The organism is Lipingzhangella rawalii (assembly GCF_031628175.1).
GTDB classification, from domain to species: Bacteria; Actinomycetota; Actinomycetes; order Streptosporangiales; family Streptosporangiaceae; genus Lipingzhangella_A; species Lipingzhangella_A rawalii.
Genome location: NZ_JAVLVT010000005.1, coordinates 408,653 through 429,131 on the forward strand (window position 1 = coordinate 408,653; position 20,479 = coordinate 429,131).

Sequence of the window (20,479 nt, forward strand, 5' to 3'; positions counted from 1 at the left end):
AACTTGGCATTCCGCGTAGAATTAGCACTTAAGGACTCGGAGTGCTAGGAGGTGAGCGCGTGCTGGACGACCGCAAACTCGCGGTTCTGCGTGCCATCGTCGAGGGCTACGTGTCCACCAACGAACCCGTGGGCTCGAAGGCGCTGGCGAGTCGCCACAACCTCGGGGTGTCGCCCGCGACTATTCGCAACGACATGGTGGCACTGGAAGAGGACGGATACATCGCGCAACCGCACACCAGTGCCGGCCGTATTCCCACAGACAAGGGGTACCGGCTGTTCGTGGACCGGTTGTCCGCGGTTCGCCCGCTGTCCGCGGCCGAGCGACGTGCCATCGAGAGCTTCCTGTCCGGTGCGGTGGATCTCGACGAGATCGTTACCCGCACGGTTCGGCTTCTCGCACAACTCACCCGGCAGGTTGCGGTCGTGCAGTACCCCTCCCTGACCCATTCCACCGTGCAGCACATCGAGCTGGTTCCCCTGGGCGGGACCAGGGTGATGATGGTGTTGATCACCGACACGGGGCGGGTCGAGCAGCGGGTTGTCGAGGTGGCTGAGGAGAGTGGCGAGAACATCACCAACGTCGCCGTGGAGCATCTGCGTACGGTGCTGAACACCGTCGCGGGCGGTAAATGGCTCACCGAGGTGCCCGACGCTGTCGCCGATCTTCCTGCCCAGCTTCCGCCTGAGGAGCGTCCGCTGGCTGCGTCGGTGCTCTCAGTGCTACTGGAGAGCCTGGTGGAGCGCCATGATGAGAAGGTGGTGATGGGCGGGACCGCGAATCTCGCCGCGGTGGATTTTTCGGCTAGCCTGCGGGACGTATTGGAGGCGTTGGAAGAACACGTCGTTCTGATGCGTTTGCTAGGTGAGGCCGGGGATCCGTCCATGCTGACGGTGCGTATCGGCGCGGAGAATTCCCACGAGGGGTTGCACTCAACCTCCATCGTCTCCGCCGGATACGGCGTTGGGGACCAGGCTCTGGCCAAGCTCGGGGTCGTTGGCCCGACTCGAATGGATTACCCAGGCACGATGGGAGCTGTACGCGCAGTGGCACGGTACGTCGGCGAGATTGTTGCGAGGCAGTAAGTGGCCCGGGACTACTACGAGATTCTGGGAGTGCGGCGTAACGCCACTCAGGACGAGATCAAGAAGGCCTATCGACGGCTGGCGCGGGAGCTGCATCCGGACGTGAACCCGGACCCGGCGACCCAGGACCGGTTCAAGGAGGTCACGCAGGCCTACGAGGTCCTGTCCGACCCCGAGAAGCGTCAGATGTTCGACATGGGCGGCGACCCCTTCGGTTCCGCGCAGGGCTCCGGTGGGTTCGGCGGCGCCCAGGGCTTCCCCTTCGACGACATCATGAACGCCTTCTTCGGTGGCGGTATGGGCAACGGTGGACGCGGTGGTGCCCGGGAGCGGGCCCGTCGGGGACGTAACCGCCGTGTCCAGGTCCAGTTGACCCTTGCTGAAGCGGCCTTCGGAGTCGAAAAGGACATCACCTTCCCGGTGGCGGTCCTCTGTGAAACCTGTAGCGGAGCGGGAACCGCCCAGGGAAGCAAGCCGGAGACCTGTGGTACCTGCTCGGGGCGCGGTGAGGTCTCCCAGGTGACCCGCTCGTTCCTGGGTCAGGTCATGACCACCCGTCCCTGCCCGCACTGCTCCGGTGCGGGAGTCATTATCACCAACCCGTGTGCGGACTGTTCCGGGGACGGACGGGTGCGGCAGAATGTCACCCGCACCGTACGGATCCCCGCAGGAATCGACGAGGGCGCACAGATCCAGCTCGCCGGTGAGGGCGAGGTGGGCCCCAACGGCGGGCCGCGTGGAGACATCTTCCTCGAGGTCGTTGTCGAGAAGCATCCCCTGTTCGAGCGGCACGGCGACGATTTGCACTGCACGGTGACCGTGCCGATGACCACCGCCGCGTTGGGCTCCTCGTTCACGATCGAGACCCTGGATGGTCCGGAGGAGATCGAGCTTCCCGCGGGTACCCATTCCGGGCATGTACTGACCATGCCGGGGCGGGGCACCCATCGGCTGCACGGGCCGGGGCGCGGGGAACTTCGGATCCAGGTGGATGTGGAGACGCCCACCAAGCTGGATGAGGAACAGCGTGAGCTCCTTCGTCAGTTGGCGGAGCTGCGTGGGGAGAACCAGCAGCCGGATAAGCTCAGCCCGGGGCATGGCGGACTGTTCTCCCGGCTGCGGGACGTGTTCAGCGGTGCCCGGTAGCCACGGTGTCGACGACCGCCGCGCGGGGCACCGGTGACTCCCCCGCTGTTTCTGATCACCCCGGAGGAGCTCGACGGGGATCGGATCGTACTGGCGGGGGCAGAGGGCCGGCACGCGGCCGCGGTCCGGCGGCTGCGTGCCGGTGAGGTGGTCGACCTCGCCGACGGTGCGGGCCGCCGGGCCCGGTGTACCGTCCAGGATGTCGCTGCCGACCGCAGTAGCGTCTCCTTCGTCGCCCAGACGTACACCACCGAACCCGTTCCCCAGCCCTGGTTGACCGTCGTCCAGGCCATTCCCAAAGGTGAACACGGAGAGCTCGCCGTCGAGTTGTTGACCGAGGCCGGTGCGGATCGGATCGTGCCCTGGGAAGCAGAGCGCTGTGTGGCCCGTTGGCGCGTCGAGGGTGGTCGACGGGACAAGGCACTACGCAAGTGGCGTGCGACAGCCCGGGAATCGGCCAAGCAGTGCCGGCGCGCCCGAATCCCGGAGGTGAGCGATCCGGTGCGTGGACCGGACGCGGCCGAGCGGCTCTCCGGAGCTGGCCTGGGGCTACTGCTCGATAGTGAGGACGACAGTGCGGGGGATCCCGGGAGTAGCCCCGCAAGCTCCCCGGATGGCGCTGGTGATGCTCCCACGGCGCCCATCGTCGACACCGATGTTCCCTCCTACGGGGAGATCGTGATCGTGGTTGGCCCGGAGGGCGGGTTCAGCCCTCCCGAGTACCGGGCCTTCGCCGAGGCCGGCGCGCAGCGGGTCCGGTTGGGGCCGACCGTGCTCCGCTCTGCGACCGCTGGTTTCGCAGCGCTGACAGTCCTCCAGGCCCGTACTGGCCGGTGGCGCTGAGTCGGATTCCCGCAACCGGTGCGCATCGCCCGGAGCTGTGCCCCACTCCTGCCGGGACACAGGGCCGGGGCGCGTGTCACCGCCATTCGACCAGCCGGCGACAGGAACGGAGGCCCCGGGACTGCGGGCAGGCGAGCTCTGCCCTCCCCGCTCTACTCCGCGTCATTCGGGTCCGGACTCGGTTCCGGGTCCGGCTCCTCGTCCGCGGGGCTCTCGGTGGGGCTGGGGGCGTCCGGCGGCGGGCTGGTGGGGGAGCTGTCGTCCTCCCCGGGCGCGGGGGTCTCGGACTCGTTGAGGCACTCCTCGGCCTCGTCCGCGGTCAGTTCGGCGACCTCGGCACCCTCGCTTGCGGCCAGCAGCTCACTGGGCTCGACCGAACACGCCTCGGCCGCAGCCCTGAGCTGCTCCTCGGGGAGATCGTTGCCCTGGGGGACGGGGGCGGTGGGTGAGGCGGTGTCGTCCTGCGGTGTGCGTTCCGGCTCCTCCGTGGGGGGTTCCGGGGGAGTGACCTCACCAGCGGCGGTCTCTTGGGTGGCCTCGGGGGTGCTGCGCGGGCTGGGTTCCTGATCACCCGCGGTCAGCAGGCCGCCGCGGAGTTGCGGCATGCTGAGCATGACCGACGTCGCGAGCAGCACAGTGACGGCCACGGCAACCGCGGGACGCAGCCACATCCCTAGCAGGTTGTCCAGCCAGGCGAGGCGGTGGGTACTGGTGCGTGCCCGGATGCGGTCCAGGGCATCGCCACTTGTGCGTACGCCGTCGACCTCGGAGCGCAGGATCGCGCGCAGGCGCTCCTCGCTGTTCTCGTCCAGGGGTTCAGTCATTGTTTGTCCTGCTCCAGGACCGAACGGAGCGCGGCAACACCCCGAGCGGTGTGACTCTTGACTGCACCGCGGCTGATGCCCATCGCGTCGGCGATCTGCGCCTCGGAGAAGTCTCCGTAATATCGCAGGACGATCGCTTCACGCTGCCGCGTGGGCAAAGTGCGAAGCGCCTCGATCACCGCGCTGCGTTCCAGCTCGCCCATGGCGCCGTACTCGGCACTCGGAGCGTCCGGAAGGCCTTTGGGGGCGTACTTCTCCACAACGGCGCGGTGCCGGAGTACCGACCGCGCACGGTTGACCACCGACTGGCGGAGATAGGACAGTGCCTTGTTCGGATCCCGCAGGCGTCGCCACGCACCGTGCATGGCGACGAAAGCGTCCTGGACCACTTCCTCAGCCGTGGCTACGTCCCGGACCAGGAGAACCGCCAGCCGGACCAGTGGTCGGTAGTTTGTGGTGTACAACTGGGTCACGGCCTGATCGGCATCCCACACTGTCGTATCCGCCCGGTCCGCGGCTTCCGCGGGGGCCGGGGACGTAGGCGTGCTCACCGCCATTGCTTCGGTCACACTGGGGGGACGCGCGCCCTTGTCGCTGGGTTTACGAAAGGGCATTCGGCTCTTCTCGTTCACTGCTCGCGCCGGACAGTCCGGGTGCGCTCGCCTCCTGCGGCAAGCAGACGGCGCAGGGTTCCACAATAGCGCGCACGCCCACGATCCAGGATCTCCTGGCCCCGTTGGGCCGGTGCCGCAGCAGCGTGCCGGGTACGCGTGGGGACGGTGTCGACGGCATCATGGCCAGGTGGAATCGAGCAGTATCCGCACGGACGATGAGGAGGCCCTTGTGGCCGAACGTGATCCCGAATGCCCGTTCTGTGGAATCGTGGCAGGTGAGATTCCGGGGGAGGTGCTACGGGAGGGGCCGCAGACGATCGCGGTGCGCGACATCAATCCGCAGGCGCCCACCCATGTCCTCGTTCTGTCCCGGAGCCACTTCCCGGATGCCGCATCCGCAGCTGCCGCCGGAACCGGCATTCTCGACGAGCTGGTATCCGAGGCGCACGAGGTGGCCAAGGCCGAGGGTGTGTCCGACGGCTACCGGCTGGTACTGAACACCGGGCTGCGCGGCGGACAGACCGTTTTCCACCTACACGGACATGTACTGGGGGGACGTGGAATGGAGTGGCCACCCGGATGAGGGGGCTGCGCGTGCACCGGGAATCGGGCACAGGATTGCTACTATCGGGGCAGGAGAGTCGATAGTGCGCTCTGGTGGGCGCCCGTGATCACGAGAGGCAGGGCGAGGCGGCCGCAAGGCCACACCATGGTCGAGTCAACACAGGCGAGCACCCAAGTGCGGATCGTTGTTCCGGAAGAACACACGATGGTTGCACTGCTGGGATCGCGGGACGAACTGCTGCGCACAGTCGAAGACTCCTTTGCCAGCGACATCCACGTTCGGGGAACCGAGATCACCATCACCGGGACCTCGACGGAGACCGCGCTGGTGAAACGGGTGTTCGAAGAGCTATTGCAGCTGGTCAAGAACGGGACCCCCCTTACTCCCGAGGACATCGAGCGCACTATCGGGATGCTGCGGCCGGTCGGGGCCGAGGAGCCGCCGCAGGCCGAGGTTCGGCCTGCGGACGTGCTGACGATGAATATCCTCTCGGCGCGGGGCCGCACCATCCGGCCGAAGACGCTCAACCAGAAGCACTACGTTGACGCGATCGACGCACACACGGTGGTTTTCGGGATCGGTCCGGCCGGGACGGGAAAGACCTACCTGGCCATGGCCAAGGCGGTGAAGGCCCTTCAGGCCAAGGAGGTCAACCGGATCATCCTGACCCGTCCCGCGGTCGAGGCGGGAGAGCGACTGGGGTATCTGCCCGGCAGTCTGTACGAGAAAATCGACCCGTACCTGCGCCCCCTGTACGATGCACTGCACGACATGCTGGACCCGGAGTCCATCCCCAAGCTGATGTCATCGGGAACCATCGAGGTCGCCCCACTGGCGTATATGCGGGGACGCACCCTGAACGACTCCTTCATCATCCTCGACGAGGCACAGAACACGTCGGCCGAGCAGATGAAGATGTTCCTGACCCGGTTGGGTTTCGGATCGAAGATCGTAGTGACCGGTGATGTCACCCAGATCGACCTGCCAGCCGGGCAGACGAGTGGTCTTGGGACTATCGAGAACATCCTGGGGGGAATCGACGACATCGCGTTCCGTCGGCTGGAGTCCACGGATGTCGTCCGACACAAGCTGGTCAGCGCCATCGTGGACGCCTACGGACGGCATGACGAGCGGTCCCGAAACTCCTCGGACGGGGCGAGGTCGGGCAGGCAGCGCCGTTCCGGACGCGACAGGCAGCGCTAGAGGAGCGGAACAACATCCGATGAGTATCGAGGTCGCCAACGAGTCCGGCACTGAGGTGGCGGAAGGCCGGCTGTCCCAGTTGGCTCGCCACGTGTTGGACGCCCTGCGCGTGCATCCCCTCGCCGAGCTGTCGATTGTGTTGGTGGACGAGGAGCCGATGACCGAGCTTCACGTGCGCTGGATGGACGAGCCCGGACCGACGGACGTGCTCTCCTTTCCCATGGACGAGTTGCGGCCGGGTGGTACCCGTCGTGCCACGGAACCGGGGATGCTCGGCGATGTGATCATCTGCCCCCAGGTGGCACAGCGGCAGGCCCAACAGGCCGGGCACAGCATGCAGGACGAGGTCGACATGCTGTGCACGCACGGTATCTTGCACCTGTTGGGCTACGACCACGCAGAGCCGGAGGAACACAAGGAGATGTTCGGCCTCCAGGCCGAGCTCCTGGCCAGTTTTCGGGAGGGCACCACCGACACCCCGAGTGCCGTGGAGGATGGCCACCAGCGATGAGCCCCGACGGCCCTGGTGCTGCCGTCCAGGTGGCGGTGAGCATGCCCTTCGGTTCCATCGCCGCCCTGCCCGTTCCCCGGGCCGGAGTCCTGGGCTCAGCTGGTTCCTGGTCGGCCACGGTGCTGGTGGCAGCGGTGCTGTTGTCCGGGTTCGCTGCCGCGATGGTCAGCGTGGAGGTGGCGCTGACCCGGGTCGTGCGGACCGTGGCGACGGCGGAACCCGACGGGGGGATCGGCACTCGCTGGTTGCGTGCCATCGCCGCGGACACCACCCGCTACGTCAACGTGCTGCTGCTGGTGCGGGTGAGCTGTGAGGTCCTGGCCGCCCTGCTGTTGATGGTGGCCCTGGTCGCGCTGTTGGGGTTGGTGTGGCACACCGTCGTCCTGGCAGCGCTGATCATGATCGTGGCCAACTATGTCCTCATTGGGGTTACGCCACGGATTCTGGGCCGGCAGTTTCCCGAGCCGGTGGCCCGCTCCGGCGCCGTGTTCCTGTATCCGACGACCTTGGTCCTGGGGCCGCTCGCGCAGGCTCTGGTGATGCTGGGGCGAGCATTGACCCCTCCCGGACGTGGCGATCGGGAACGCCCGTTCACCAGTGAGGACGAGCTGCGACAGCTGGTGGATCTTGCCGAGGAAGGCCACGTTATCGATGCCGAGGAACGCGAGATGATCCACTCGGTGTTCAAGCTGGACGACACCCGCGTACGCGAGGTGATGGTTCCACGCACCGACATCGTCTTTCTGGAGTCGCGGCTTCCGGTGTTGGACGGGCTTTCCGCGGCTTTGGACAGTGGGTATTCCCGGATTCCGGTGGCAGGGGAGAACCTCGATGACCTGGTGGGGATCGTCTACGTGAAGGACATGGCCCAGGCCGCGGTCCAGGGGCAGGGTTCGGTGCAGCTCAGGGTGGGCGACGTCATGCGTGCGGCGACCTATGTGCCCGACTCCAAGCCGATCGACGGCTTGCTGCGGGAGATGCAGCAGGACCGCACGCATGTCGCCGTGGTCATCGACGAGTACGGTGGCACTGCCGGGCTCGTCACTATCGAGGACATCGTGGAAGAGATCGTCGGGGAGATCACCGACGAGTACGACGACGAGACCCCACCGGTGGCCTGGATCGGTCCGGACACCGCGCGTGTGGTGGCTCGGCTTCCCTTGGGGGAACTGGGGGAGCTGTTCGGGGTCAGCATCGACACCGAGGATGTGGGGGACGTGGCCACGGTTGGTGGTCTCCTGGCCTACGTACTGGGCGAGGTTCCGGTCACCGGGTCCCGGGCCGTCTACGGTTCGTTGGAACTGGAGGCGGAGCACCTCTCGGGGGACCGGGAGCGTACGGACACGGTGCTGGTGCGTCGTGTGCCCATACCAAGTGAGTCGCAGGACGGAAAGTCGGACAGTAATGAGTGACGCGTCACAGTCGGGGGGCGGCCCGTTGGATCCGGAGGACGAGAAACTGGTGGTGTTGGCGCGGTCGGCCCGCGCCCGGAACCAGGCCGTTGCGGGGGCGGCGGTGCGGGACGAGACCGGCCGCACCTACGCCGCCACGACGGTACAGCTTCCGTCGTTGGAACTGTCCGCCGTCCAGGCCGCGGTTGCGATGGCCGTGTCCGGTGGGGCCGAGGCGCTGGAAGCCGCCGTTGTCGTCGGTGACGAGGACCAGGCAGCGGCCGCGGATGTCGCGGCGGTCGGGGATCTACGCGCGGACCGGCTCCTGATGGCCGCCCCGGACGGGAGTGTCCACGGTACGGTCCGCCTCGAGAGGTAGTCCTCGGCCAGGTCGGGCCCCGTGGTGCGCGTCCGCGGGGTGTGTGGTTGGTCGTCGCCGGATCCGGACCACGGTGGTGATGGGGTGCGGATGCCGTGGCGGGGATCCGGTGCCGTGGGGCGGTTCGTTGTGCGTGCGGGACGGGGGACACTGGAAGTATGGACGACTCGGACCTGGAGCGGCTGCGCATGCCCCTTCCGTCCTACCCGGACGGTTTTCGCAGTGGATTCGCCTGTTTCGTCGGCAGACCCAACGTGGGGAAGTCGACGCTGATGAACGCCTTGGTCGGGCAGAAGGTGGCGATCACGAGTACCCGGCCACAGACGACGCGGCGTGTCATCCGGGGGATCGTGCACCGTGACGATGCACAGCTCATCGTTGTGGACACTCCGGGTCTGCACAAGCCCCGGACCCTGCTGGGGGAGCGGCTGGACAGTCTGGTGCGATCAACCCTGGTCGAGGTGGACGTCGTGGGCTTGTGTATTCCCGCGAACGAACCGATCGGCCGGGGCGACACCTATATTGCCGAAGAGCTGGCCCAGCAGCAGACCCCTGTGGTGGCCATCGTCACCAAGGCCGATCTCGTCGACCGTGAGCAGCTGGTGCAGCAGCTGGTGGCGGTCGACCAGCTGGGGGACTGGACGGATGTTGTCCCGGTCTCGGCGACGGACAACTTCCAGACCGACACCCTCAGGGACGTGCTGTTGGGGCATCTTCCGGAGGGGCCGCCCCTGTATCCCGACGGCGAGCTCACCGACGAGCCGGAGGAGGTGTTGGTCGCGGAACTGGTGCGGGAGGCCGCACTGGAGGGGGTGCGCGACGAACTTCCCCATTCGATCGCGGTCGTGGTGGAGGAGATGTCCCCCCGGGTCGACCGGGACGGATTCATGGACATCTATGCCTCGGTCTATGTGGAGCGCACCAGTCAGAAGGCGATCGTGATCGGTCACCGCGGCAGTCGACTCCGGGAGGTTGGGGCCCAGGCACGACGGCAGATCGAAGGGCTGCTGGGTCAACGGGTGTATCTGGATCTTCGGGTACGCCTGGCCAAGGACTGGCAGCGCGATCCCCGCAAGCTGCGTCGTCTCGGCTTTGATCAGCAGACCTGACCGCGTGCTCCGGCCTTCGGGAGGTGGACACCGGCCGCAGCCGTGCCGCGCCCGGCTGGGGACACGGCACGGCTCCGCGAGAGGCGACCGCTGAACCCGGCCCGTCCCGCGTGGGGGCCACCGGTTGGCGCAGCCGGCCGGAGCCGGGGCTGTGCCGTGCCTCAGTCCGCCGAGGTGGAGCTGCGCAGCTCGCTCGCGAGCTGCGCAGCCGTCTGTTGCAGGAGCGGCGCGGAGCGCTGCACCAGATCCCAGGTCACCCGTGCCTCGGGGCCGGAGATGGACAGTGCGATCATGGAGGGTCCGCCCTGCACGGGCAGTGCGACACACCGCACCCCGATCTCCTGCTCTCCGTCGTCGACGGCGTAGCCACGTTGGCGGATGGTGGACAGCTCGGCGGCGAACGTGTCCGGTTCGGTGATGGTGCGTTCGGTGGCGGCCGGCATGCCGGTGCGGCGCACGATGGCCAGGGCCTTGTCTTCGGGCAGTTGGGCGAGCAGGGCCTTGCCCACACCGGTGGAGTGCGGCAGCACCCGGCGTCCCACCTCCGTGAACATGCGCATAGCGTGCGGGGAGGGAACCTGGGCGACATACACGACGTTATCCCCGTCCAGCATCGCCAGGTTCGCGGTTTCGCCCAGCTGTTGGACCAGCTGCGCAAGATGGGGCTGGGCCCACGTGCCCAACATGCGCGAAGCGCTCTCGCCGAGTCCGATCAGACGCGGGCCCAGGGCGTACCGCCGGGAGGGCAACTGTCGCACGTACCCGTTGCTCACCAGGGTTCGGATGATGCGGTGAATGGTGGGTAGGGGGAGGCCGGAGGAGTCCGCGAGTTGGCTCAGCGACAGTTCGCCGCCGGCCGCTGCCATGATCTCCAGCAGGGCGAAGGCCCGGTCGAGGGACTGCACGCCTCCTGGACGCTCCCGCGTTTCGGATGAGGTTGGTGAGCTGGGCACTGTCTGGTTCTCCATCCCTGCGATTGCCCGGGTGTGGCGGGCCCTGCGGTCGGTGCTGTGCAGTCCATGGTCACCTATACGGCGCCGCTGCGCTGTCGTCAACTATCGCACTGGTTGTCGTTCCGAATTGTAGAAGTTATTGTCCACTATATAAAAGTATGAGGGATGTGTCGTTGATTTCGAGGAGTGCGTAGTGGCCAACGGCAGCGCAACGGACAGCGCCACCGAAAATGCGTCCGGGCGCACATCCGCGCACCGTGGTACCGAGCGGGTGGATGTGACCGGAATCGTTTCGGGGCTGACCGAGCGGCTCAGTGCCGCGGATCGCCGTCTGCTCACCCAGTATCCGGGCCAACGCGGTGGACGCCAGCCAGTCCACACGGTGTATGTTCCGGCCGACCAGGTCACGCGGGAACTGAGTACTGACTGGGGAACCCGCGCCCTGACGGCCCTGACCGAGCACGCGCCGGACGCGGAGCAGCTCGCGCAGGCGACGGGGATTGACCTCGACGCAGTGCGGGCGAGCTATCCCCGGGTGCTGTCCAAACTCCGCGCCGAACCCATCGAGGATCTGCGGGTGGACCTCGAGGACGGGTACGGGAACCGGGACGAGGCCACCGAAGACGCTGATGCGTGTGGGGCTGCCCGTGCGGTGGCGGCCAGCCTCGCGGCGGGAACCTGCCCACCCTACGTGGGGCTGCGCATGAAGGGCATGGAGGCGGGCGGGCGGGCCCGTGGAGTGCGCAGTCTCGCCCTGTTCCTGGAGACCCTGCTGTCCGAGCACGCAGGCCTCCCGGAGGGGCTGGTGCTCACCTTGCCCAAGATCACCTCCCTCGAGCAGGTGGAGGCGATGGTGTGGACCACCGAGCAGTTGGAAGCCCAGCTGGACCTGCCCGCGGGGCGACTGACCTTCGAGCTTCAGATCGAGACGCCACAGTCGGTGCTGGGACCAGACGGTACCGCGACGGTGTCCCGCATGGTGCAGGCCGGAGCGGGGCGGGTGAGTGCGCTCCACTACGGAACCTACGACTACAGCGCCGCCTGCGGGGTGACCGCTGCCTTCCAGAGCATGGCACACCCTGTCGCCGATCACGCCAAAGCGGTCATGCAACTGGCCGCTGCGGGGACGGGGGTATGGCTGTCCGACGGGTCCACGAACGTCCTTCCCGTGGGGACGCCAGCCCAGGTGCATGAGGGGTGGCGTCTGCATGCCCAGCTGGTGCGCCGCTCGCTGGAGCGGGCCTACTACCAGGGCTGGGACCTCCACCCCGCCCAGTTGCCCACCCGGTACCTGGCCACCTACGTCTTCTACCGCGAGGCCTTCGGTCCCGCGGCCGAGCGGTTGCGCGCCTACGTCACGGACTCCGGAGGATCGGTTCTGGACGAGCCGGCCACGGCTCAGGCCCTGGCTGTGGCCCTGGTGCGCGGAATGGACTGCGGCGCGCTGGATGCCACCGAGGTTGCGGATGCGGTGGGAGCTCCCGTACCTGAGCTACGGGAGCTCGCGAGCCGCCGGGTGGGATAGGTGCGAACGCCCGTCTGACCACCACTGTCATCGGCAGCCACAGCGTGGGATGGGGACGGGGACGGGGACACTGCCCGAGGCCATGGCCCGCGGGCACTGGGGCCGCGGGGATATGTGTCGGGATGTGTAGCACCGGCCCGAGGGCCGGTACGGCAAAGGAGACAACAGCTATGACGCAGCGCGAGCACGGTGCTGACCTCGATATTCACGCGCGCCGCGCGATCACACCACAGGGGGAGCGATCCATCTCCATCCGGGTACGCCACGGACGGATCGCCGAGCTCGCGGAGTACCGCCCCCCTGTCGAGCGCACCGGGCATCAGAGTTCCGAATCCCCGGATGTTCCCAGCGTTGACCTGGGAGAGGACGAAGTCCTCCTGCCCGGGCTGGTGGACAGCCACGTACATGTCAACGAACCCGGACGCACCGAGTGGGAGGGCTTCGCGACGGCGACCCGAGCGGCTGCGGCCGGGGGAATCACCACCATCGTGGACATGCCGCTGAACAGCATTCCCCCAACCACCACGGTGGAGGCCTTGCACACCAAGCAGGACGCGGCCCGGGGGAAACTGGCGGTGGACGTCGGGTTCTGGGGGGGTGCGGTCCCCGAGAACCTCACCGCTCTCCCCGATCTCTACGCACACGGGGTGTACGGGTTCAAGGCCTTCCTCTCCCCGTCCGGGGTGGAGGAGTTCGGGCATCTCTCGGCCACGCAGTATCGCCAGGCGGCCGAGACCATCGCCGAACTCGGCGGTCAGATCATCGTGCACGCCGAGGATCCGAACGTGCTGTCGGAGGCCCCGCCGGCGCACGGCACCGAGTACGCGAACTTCCTGGCATCGCGTCCGGACACCGCCGAGCACTCCGCCATCCAACTGGTCATAGACCTGGCCCGTCGCACGGGGGTGCGTTCCCACGTGCTGCACCTGTCCAGCGCAAGCGCAGTGCCACTGATCGCCGACGCGCGGGCCGAGGGCCTCCCCGTGACGGTCGAAACCTGTCCGCACTATCTCACGCTCACCGCCGAGCGGGTTCCGGACGGAGGCACCTCCTACAAGTGCTGTCCACCGATCCGGGACAGTGTCAACCGCGACCGGCTGTGGTCGGCGCTGCGCAGCGGCCTGATCGACTGTGTGGTCTCCGACCACTCGCCCAGCACGCCGGAGCTTAAACACCTGGACACCGGCGACTTCGGAACCGCCTGGGGCGGGGTCTCCTCACTCCAGGTGGGGTTGTCGGCAGTATGGACCGAGGCTCGGCAGCGCGGATACACCCTGGCCGACGTGGTTCGGTGGATGGCCGAAGGGCCGGCTCGCGTTGCCGGAATCTCTGACAAGGGACGTATTGCCGTCGGTGCCGACGCCGATTTCGCGGTGCTCGCGCCTGAGGAGACCTGGAATGTATCCGCCACCGCGCTCCAGCACCGTAACCCTGTGAGCGCCTACGACGGGGCCGTCCTGCACGGGGTCGTACGCCGTACCTGGCTGCGCGGTCACGAGGTGACGGGGGACTCAACCCCGGTCGGGGTGATGTTGAGCAGGACCTGAGACTCCCGACGTCAGGTACCGGCAGGAGCGGCCCTGGGGGTGGCGGTCACCCACGCCGATTCGCCAGCGGTATGGCCGTGGGAGCGGATCGGCGTGGCGAGCCCGCACGGCCTCGGGAACCGGGAGTGTTTCTTGAACGCTTTCGGGTCAGGGAGCGGCTTTCCGGGGCGAGGTCGCGCAAGCCGAGGTGCGAACGGCATCCTGGCGAAGCCGCCCCAGTAGGGGCGCAGACGCGAGCCCGACATGGTTCAGAAACAGGACCTAACCGTTCTGTCGGGAGTGTCGACGTCGTAGGTCGGCTTGGGTGTCGTAGAACAGGGTGGACTCCCCACGCCACAGCAACACGACGACAGCCAGGCCAACCAAGAGTTGCCCCGTGTCCAGGACCAGGCTCAGGGCGGTGGCAGCCTGGCCCAATCCGATGACGTAGAGCAGGGCGTAGCCGCAGAACAGGACCGTCGCCACGCCCCGGGCCCAGGCGTACCCGCGCGCGTTCAACAGAGCCATCAGCAGCCACGTCCCCACCAGCAGCGCCGTGAGGGTGAGGCCAACGGCGACACTGAGGCCGGTCGTCGCGCCCACCTCTTCGCCCGGGCCTGGACCGAAGCCGGCGTCCTGTTCCAGCTCGGCTGTGGTCTCGGCAACCCGGAGCAGAGATAGGACCGATCCGGTCAGGCTGATCGTGGCGCCGAGGACCATTAGCCACACTGCCGCGGTGATCGACCGGGGGCGGGCATTGCGTGGGACCGCCGGTGCGGGGCGGGACGTGGACATGTCCGCACCGTATCCCAGTACGGTGCGGAAGCGGCCCGTGGGTGCCGACCGCTGGGTCCTCGGTTCGCCGGGCGGGTCTGGCCGATGGGTCATGGTGTGGCCACGATGGGCCGCACCGCGGGCGTGGTTCCTACCGGACGTGGCCTGGACGGTGGTGAACGGGCGGATCGATCGGCACCACCGCATCCAGTGGTACTGGGGCGGGCCTTGCCGGGGCCGGTTGCCACCGGCGGCGCCGCTGGTGTGGCCGAGCCGTTCGTCGGGGGAAGTAATGGTGGATGGGGGCTCCCCTCGCTCGCGGTCAACGCGGGAGACTAACGCGGGAGACTGCGCACAAGCGGCGGTGCTACGGCTGGGCAGCTACCGCCGTGGCCACCCGCATACCGCGCCCAACAACGTTGGCTCGGTGAAAGGAGCCACCATGTCGTTCCCGCCGTCCCGCACGCCACCGGAGGACCCTCCCCTGTCTCCCGGCGCGAAACTCGGGGTCAGCCTCGGTGCCTGCTGCGGACTCATCGTGTTCGGATACCTCGCATTCGTCCTGATCGGTGCACTGTTCAGCCTTGGCGGAGATGATCCGAAAGAGGCAGAGACGTCCGAGCAGCACCAGGAGCCCGATGACGCCAGCGGAGGCGCGGAGGATCATGGCCAGCAGCTCGTCGACGACGCCCGTGCCGCCCTCCGCGGCGGCAACGTGCCCGAGCGAGCCGACATCACCCTGATCGCCGACGACGCGAACCACATTCGGGTCGCCACGAAATGACGACATCCCACAGCTGGGCGATGCTGGACGGAGAGTGGGTACCACCTGCGAAGGTGCCCAGGAGCAGGAGCAGGTGGGGTAACCATTGGCCAACGGCGACGCCACAGCGACTCAGGTTCCCGGGGCCACCAGTACCAATCGCCCCGCTCCCGTGATCGTGGCGGTCTCGTCCGCTGCGGGGAGGAACGCCGATTCGCCTCGGCTCAGCGCCAAATACTGCTCGCGGGTGTGCAGGTGTGCCTGATCGGTGAGGCAGAGCAAGACCCGGGGGAGACCCCCGGGAACGGTGACCGGGTCCGCACCTGGTTCGATCATGGAGAGGACGAACTCCTGGGTGGGTGCCACGTAGCGCATCACGCGCCCGGAGCGTTCGGGACGGACATAGGGCACCGGCAGGGGGGTGAACCGTACCGTGCGCAGTAGTTCGTTCACGTTCACGTGCTTGCTGGTCAGCCCCGCGCGAAGGACGTTGTCCGAGCTGCCCATGACTTCGATGGCGGTGCCACGTAGGTAAGCGTGAACGTTTCCCGGGGGAAGGAACAGGGCTTCGCCGGGTTGAAGTTCGATGCGGTTGAGGAGAATCGAGGCCGCCACACCCGGGTCGTCGGGATGGTGCTTGGCGAGTTCCAGAACGGTGTCCCCGTGCCCGAGTACGCCCGGGGTGTCCCGTTGGCCGCCGTGTCGGTGGTGCAGCAGGGCCGTGAGGAGCTGGTCGCGTTCCGAGGGCCCGAGCCGGAGGAGCCGGGTGAACGCAGCCCGCAGGGCGGCGGCGGGTTCGGGGGCGGTGAGGTCCACGCGCAGGCGCCGGATCACCGGGTCGTCGATCTGGCCCAGCTCCTGGCTGATGCTCTGCGGCTGGCGGAAGCCACACAGCGCCACGAACGGCTCGAGAGCCACCAGGAGTTCGGGTTTGGAGAACGGGTCGGGGTAGTTGCGTTCGGGAGCGTCCAGTGGGATTCCCGCCGACTCCTCGTGTGCGTATCCGGCGCGGGCCTGGTCGGCGTCCGGGTGGGCCTGGAGGGACAGGGGCGAGGCTGCCGCGAGCATTTTGAGAAGGTAGGGAAGGCGGGGACCGAAGCGGTGGGTGGTGCGGGAACCGAGGAGCCCGGTGGGGTCAGCGCTGATCGCGGAGTCCAGGGGGGTGGTCCCGTGCGGATGATGCAGCATGCTCGGCGCGGCCGGGTGGGCACCGAGCCAGAGTTCCGCCTGGGGCTCGCCGGTGGGGCTCACGCCCAGCAGCCTGGGGATCTCGGTGCGGGATCCCCAGGCGTAGGGGCGCACCTGGTTGGTCATCCGGTGCATCGAACTCCTCGGAGCCACTGCGATGGTCAGAATGTGATCCGGCCGCATGTTCGCCCGTACCTGGCCGCCATGGCCGGCGTGGTGGCGCCGCCACACGGCGGTGGGGCACCAGTCTCCGACATGGCCAGCACAGACATTACCGCGGGGTAGCATCCGGCCGGGCCGTCGCTCTGCCGTCGTGCGTGCGGCTCGCGTGCGCCGGTCAGAGCGGCTTTGGACTCCCCGCGTACCCGGGGGAGTCAGCGGCTGGCGCTCGCCGGCCGCATGCGTTGACGCATCGTACGCAGCACGATCCGTGACGGCAGATGGCGGATCGGTGTGCCCAGGTGTGGATAGGTCCGGGCGAGGCCGGCGAGGATCGTGGTGAAGGCTCGTTCGTGTCGCGGTGTCCAGGTGAGGCCGAATTGCTCACGCATCCGGGGCGGCAGGAGGCCGGCGGTCAGGAGGCGCTGCGCGGCAGTGACCGGGCGCAGGGAGATCTGCGCTGGGTGCAGTACCTGTGTGGCCAACTGGCGGGCTTCCTCGGTGACGGTCAGCGTCGCGATCATGTGGCGCCAGTACTCCCGGAAGGCGGCGGGCGTCTGTGGCCAGCGGTGTTCGGGACACCCGAGCATCGTGGCCAGCACGGCGTAGTCGCGGTGGGCCTCATCGAGTTGCTGCGGCGACAGCGGTCCCCATACGCGCTGATAGGCATCCAGCTGGGAGTCCAGAATCGTCGCAGCCACCCAGACTTGGAGCTCGGGGTCGAGGGCGTTGTATCCGGGGCCGTTGATCCGTCGGTGGATACCCCGCACGGCGTGGCCGATCCGCTCGGCTTCGCTTCGGGTCCCCAGGACGGTTCCGTAGATGTAGGCCAGGCTGGACCGCAGCCGCTCCACTGGACGACTGCTGAAATCGCTGTGGTCGGCGACACCGCGTGCCACGGCTGGATGGGCCAGCTGGAGCAGGATCGCCCGCCCCGCCGGTAGCAGTACCGCGGCGCCGTCCGCGGTTACGGTGCGGATCACGGAGTCGGGGGGAAACAGCCCCTCGCTGGCGTCGCACTCGCTCACGTACCCATGCTAGAACGGCTGGCCCGTCGATGACGGGCCAGCCGCGCGGGGATGCTAGGGAAACCTAGTCACGTCCGGATACACCGGAACGCTGCTCTGCGGTCCGACCAGCGTCGTCGCTGGCCGGCTCCCGCTCCGTCCCGGTGCCGTCCGAGGAGTCGGCGTCCTCCGGCGGGTATTCCTGATCGAGGGTGGGCGCGGAGGCGAACACGGACGGGGACTCCGCGTACTCTCCCTTGCCGATGATGTTGAAGCAGATGTTGAGGACGATCGCGACGACCGCCGCGCCGACGATGCCCGAGTGCAGGACCAGCGCGATCGCCTCGGGGAAACGTTCGTAGAAGTCCGGGACGGCGAGCGGTATCAGTCCGAATCCGAAGGAGGTGGCCACGAGGATGACATTGAGGTTGTCGGAGAAGTCCACCTTGCCCAGGGTGCGGATGCCGCTGGCGGCCACGGTCCCGAACAGTACCAGGCCGGCGCCGCCGAGCACGGGCATCGGGATTTCACTGACGACCCGGCCGAGTACCGGGAAGAGCCCCAGGGTGATCAGGATGAGGCCCCCCACGGCGACCACGTAGCGGCTCTTGATCTTGGTGAGCGCCAGCAGCCCGATGTTCTGGGCGAACGAACTGCCCGGGGTGGCGTTGAAGATCGGGCCGATGATGGACAGGCTGACGTCGGCCCGCAGCCCCGCCGAGATCCGCTTGGAGTCGATCCTGGAACCGGTGATCTCGCCGACCGCAATGATGTGCGAGGCCCCCTCGGTCAGGACCACGAGCATGATGATGCACATGGTGATGATGGCCCCGACCTGGAACTCGGGCGGGCCGAAGTGGAACGGTTCACCGAAGGAGAAGATGGCTCCGTCCCCGACCGTGGAGAAGTCCGTGTGGCCGAAGGGGATTGCGATCACTGTGCCGGCGACGATGCCCAGCAGGATGGAGATCCGCCCCAGGAGACCGGGAAGCACCCGGGAGAACAGCAGCACGAGGGCGAGGGTGACACCGGCGAGTGCGATGTTGCCCAGCGGTGCGCTGTCCGCACCGTCGGTGTCGATGATCCATCCGGCGGCCACTGGCATCAGGGACAGGCCGATGACCGTGATGATGGTCCCGGTGACCACGGGTGGGAAGAAGCGGATTAACTGTCCGAAGAACGGGGTGAGGAGGAGTGCGAAGATTCCTCCCGCCAGGGAGGCACCGAATACGGCCTGGAGTCCGTCCGTCTCGGCAATGGTGGCGGCCGCGCTGACGGGAACGAAGGAGCAGGCCACCACGATGGGCAGCTGTGCCCCCACGCTGCGGTGCCCGACGCTCTGCAACAGGGTCGCGATCCCAGCGACCAGGAGCGCACCGCTGATCAGGATGCCCTGTTCGATTGCACTGACGTCGGCGGCTCCGCCGATGACGAGCGCTGGAGCGACCGCTCCGGCGTACATGGTGAGGATGTGCTGAAGTCCGTAGGTGAACAGTAGTTGTGGGGGGAGGCGTTCGTCTTCGGGACGACGGGAACTGTTTCCGTCACCGGAGTCGCTCGCGTTGGCTTTCGTTGTGGCTGTATTTCCGGAGTCGTCGCTACCGGCGGACGTACGGAATCTCATGGCCAGTGTCCAGCCCTTCGCGCGTTCGATCGGTGCGGTCCTGGGATAGGCGTCGCCGTATCAGGACGGCCCGAGGTGTGACTTGTGGGGATGAGATTCGGGTGGTGAATCGGGTTGGTGGCTGCTGGCCCGTCCCGTGCGGCGGTGGGCCGCACGGGACGGAGGTGACCCGGCTTTGGAGGCCCGCAGGCCGGGTCGTGACGGCCCCGTCGACGTGTCGTGTCCGTGGCTGCACCCCGAGCGGGGCCGGGCCTGGTTGGGCGTGTCGCACCCGGCGGCGTTGGGAGCCCACGGGGGAGTAGCCCTGTCGGGGCTGGGGTTACTCCCCCGCTGAGCGCCTGGGCGGGTGCCTTGGCCGCGGTTCGGGCGGGACTACACGAAGCCCGGGATGGACTCCCAGGCCCGTCCGGCGGCCGGGGCGTCGTCGCGTTCCACGGTCGCTTCGATCTTGCCGTAGGGGCGATCGGCCGCGAAGAACACCTCGTTAGGGTTGTCCAGCCCGAAGGGGGACAGATCCACGAGGAAGTGATGGTTGTTGGGCATGGAGAACTTGATCTCGGCGATCTCGGGATGGTTCTCCAGGACGGTACGGCCCATGGTGTAGAGGGTCTGTTGCAGCGCCAGGCTGTGGGTGGTGGCGAAGGCTTCCAGTAGTTGGGAGCGAACCGAGGCGTAGGTCTTGTCCCAGTCGAGCCCAGTGCCGATGTAGCGCCACCGGGCCGTGATATCGGTCGCCAGGATGCGGTCCGTCGTCTCCGGAAGCGTCGTGTAGTGGGTCTTGGGATATCCGTGGAACTCGGAGCCGGTGCTCTTGAGAACGGTGAGCCCGTCGAAGCCGGAGACGACCCATTCCTGGTCGCCGTCCTTGGTCACCACCGTGGTGCGGGTTTCCGAGCCGGCGCGGACGAAGGAGTGGTCGTGCGGTCCGTTCGCGGTGTCGATCCGGTTCCAGCCATAGGAGTGGATCTCCTGGCGGGCGCCGTGGATGTAGTCGTGTTCACTGACAAAGTGCTGAGCCAGCAGGAGCGCGAAATCCTCGATCGCGCCGATGCCGCCGTTCTCCTTGGCCTTGGCGTAGACCGTGTTCTTCTGGGTGTCCGTGGCCAGACAGTTGCTGTTGTCGCCCACGGTGTGGACGGATTCCATGTCCCCACGGAGCTGCGAGGTCACACACACGTCCTCGATCTCGTGTACGGGGGTGTCCCTCGTGACACGGACCAGACGTACCTCGGCCTTGCCGTACTGGTTGTCACCAAGTCGAATGCCCACGGTGGGCTCCCTTCGGGTGGT

20 protein-coding genes are annotated in these 20,479 nt (G+C 67.6%); 12 read left to right on the forward strand and 8 right to left on the reverse strand.

Annotation, left to right across the window (positions count from 1 at the left end; genetic code table 11):
* Positions 1–59: 59 nt before the first annotated feature.
* Genes hrcA through RIF23_RS12805 form a run of 3 tightly spaced genes read left to right on the forward strand, consistent with a single transcriptional unit; the run spans position 60 to position 3,074 of the window.
* Positions 60–1,085 carry a heat-inducible transcriptional repressor HrcA gene (gene hrcA / locus RIF23_RS12795; RefSeq protein ID WP_310912944.1) on the forward strand — a complete coding sequence of 342 codons (1,026 nt, stop codon included), beginning with the start codon at positions 60–62 and terminating at the stop codon, positions 1,083–1,085.
* Positions 1,086–2,231, forward strand: a complete 1,146-nt coding sequence (dnaJ, locus tag RIF23_RS12800; protein WP_310912719.1) for a molecular chaperone DnaJ — start codon at positions 1,086–1,088, stop codon at positions 2,229–2,231.
* A 33-nt stretch (positions 2,232–2,264) separates the two neighbouring features.
* Positions 2,265–3,074 carry a 16S rRNA (uracil(1498)-N(3))-methyltransferase gene (locus RIF23_RS12805; RefSeq protein ID WP_310912720.1) on the forward strand — a complete coding sequence of 270 codons (810 nt, stop codon included), beginning with the start codon at positions 2,265–2,267 and terminating at the stop codon, positions 3,072–3,074.
* A gap of 152 nt (positions 3,075–3,226) precedes the next feature.
* Here RIF23_RS12805 and RIF23_RS12810 read toward each other — a convergent pair whose 3' ends face one another.
* Entirely contained in the window at positions 3,227–3,898 is a 672-nt protein-coding gene (locus RIF23_RS12810) for a hypothetical protein (protein ID WP_310912721.1), read from the reverse strand.
* Positions 3,895–4,455 (reverse strand): SigE family RNA polymerase sigma factor, encoded by a 561-nt coding sequence (locus RIF23_RS12815; protein WP_310912945.1) that lies wholly within the window; start codon positions 4,453–4,455, stop codon positions 3,895–3,897. Before RIF23_RS12815 ends, RIF23_RS12810 begins: the two co-directional genes overlap by 4 nt.
* Before the next feature lie 286 nt (positions 4,456–4,741).
* Between RIF23_RS12815 and RIF23_RS12820 the strand changes: the two genes are divergently transcribed.
* The 6 genes from RIF23_RS12820 (at position 4,742) to era (ending at position 9,670) form a co-directional block, all read left to right on the forward strand.
* Positions 4,742–5,095, forward strand: coding sequence for an HIT domain-containing protein (locus tag RIF23_RS12820; protein ID WP_310912722.1), 354 nt, complete (start codon positions 4,742–4,744; stop codon positions 5,093–5,095).
* 126 nt (positions 5,096–5,221) lie between these two features.
* Positions 5,222–6,280 (forward strand): PhoH family protein, encoded by a 1,059-nt coding sequence (locus RIF23_RS12825; protein ID WP_310912723.1) that lies wholly within the window; start codon positions 5,222–5,224, stop codon positions 6,278–6,280.
* Positions 6,281–6,299: 19 nt separating this feature from the next.
* Positions 6,300–6,791, forward strand: a complete 492-nt coding sequence (gene ybeY / locus RIF23_RS12830; protein ID WP_310912724.1) for an rRNA maturation RNase YbeY — start codon at positions 6,300–6,302, stop codon at positions 6,789–6,791.
* A gap of 41 nt (positions 6,792–6,832) precedes the next feature.
* Positions 6,833–8,203: a hemolysin family protein gene (locus RIF23_RS12835; RefSeq protein WP_407659468.1), complete on the forward strand. Its 1,371-nt coding sequence runs from the start codon at positions 6,833–6,835 to the stop codon at positions 8,201–8,203.
* Positions 8,196–8,561, forward strand: coding sequence for a cytidine deaminase (locus tag RIF23_RS12840; protein WP_310912726.1), 366 nt, complete (start codon positions 8,196–8,198; stop codon positions 8,559–8,561). Before RIF23_RS12835 ends, RIF23_RS12840 begins: the two co-directional genes overlap by 8 nt.
* Positions 8,562–8,719: 158 nt before the next feature.
* Positions 8,720–9,670 (forward strand): GTPase Era, encoded by a 951-nt coding sequence (gene era, locus RIF23_RS12845; protein ID WP_310912727.1) that lies wholly within the window; start codon positions 8,720–8,722, stop codon positions 9,668–9,670.
* A gap of 161 nt (positions 9,671–9,831) precedes the next feature.
* On the opposite strand, the gene RIF23_RS12850 is transcribed toward era, so the two are convergent.
* Positions 9,832–10,575: an IclR family transcriptional regulator gene (locus tag RIF23_RS12850; RefSeq protein WP_310912728.1), complete on the reverse strand. Its 744-nt coding sequence runs from the start codon at positions 10,573–10,575 to the stop codon at positions 9,832–9,834.
* Between the two features lie 334 nt (positions 10,576–10,909).
* Between RIF23_RS12850 and RIF23_RS12855 the strand changes: the two genes are divergently transcribed.
* Together RIF23_RS12855 and allB are read left to right on the forward strand one after the other, a co-directional pair.
* Entirely contained in the window at positions 10,910–12,148 is a 1,239-nt protein-coding gene (locus tag RIF23_RS12855; RefSeq protein WP_407659469.1) for a DUF6986 family protein, read from the forward strand.
* Positions 12,149–12,318: 170 nt separating this feature from the next.
* Positions 12,319–13,695 carry an allantoinase AllB gene (gene allB / locus RIF23_RS12860; protein ID WP_310912729.1) on the forward strand — a complete coding sequence of 459 codons (1,377 nt, stop codon included), beginning with the start codon at positions 12,319–12,321 and terminating at the stop codon, positions 13,693–13,695.
* Positions 13,696–13,956: 261 nt separating this feature from the next.
* Here the strand turns inward: allB and RIF23_RS12865 are convergent, their stop codons facing one another.
* A complete protein-coding gene (locus RIF23_RS12865; protein ID WP_310912730.1) occupies positions 13,957–14,469 on the reverse strand; it encodes a hypothetical protein in 513 nt (170 codons plus the stop codon).
* A gap of 421 nt (positions 14,470–14,890) precedes the next feature.
* Between RIF23_RS12865 and RIF23_RS12870 the strand changes: the two genes are divergently transcribed.
* Positions 14,891–15,232: a hypothetical protein gene (locus tag RIF23_RS12870; protein WP_310912731.1), complete on the forward strand. Its 342-nt coding sequence runs from the start codon at positions 14,891–14,893 to the stop codon at positions 15,230–15,232.
* Between the two features lie 111 nt (positions 15,233–15,343).
* On the opposite strand, the gene manA is transcribed toward RIF23_RS12870, so the two are convergent.
* From manA to pucL, 4 genes are all read right to left on the reverse strand, one after another.
* Entirely contained in the window at positions 15,344–16,534 is a 1,191-nt protein-coding gene (manA, locus tag RIF23_RS12875) for a mannose-6-phosphate isomerase, class I (RefSeq protein ID WP_310912732.1), read from the reverse strand.
* A 239-nt stretch (positions 16,535–16,773) separates the two neighbouring features.
* Positions 16,774–17,586 carry an oxygenase MpaB family protein gene (locus RIF23_RS12880; RefSeq protein ID WP_310912733.1) on the reverse strand — a complete coding sequence of 271 codons (813 nt, stop codon included), beginning with the start codon at positions 17,584–17,586 and terminating at the stop codon, positions 16,774–16,776.
* 64 nt (positions 17,587–17,650) lie between these two features.
* Complete coding sequence (locus RIF23_RS12885; RefSeq protein WP_310912734.1) at positions 17,651–19,189, reverse strand: nucleobase:cation symporter-2 family protein; 1,539 nt, start codon at positions 19,187–19,189, stop codon at positions 17,651–17,653.
* Between the two features lie 372 nt (positions 19,190–19,561).
* Positions 19,562–20,458, reverse strand: coding sequence for a factor-independent urate hydroxylase (gene pucL, locus RIF23_RS12890; RefSeq protein WP_310912735.1), 897 nt, complete (start codon positions 20,456–20,458; stop codon positions 19,562–19,564).
* Positions 20,459–20,479 lie beyond the last annotated feature (21 nt).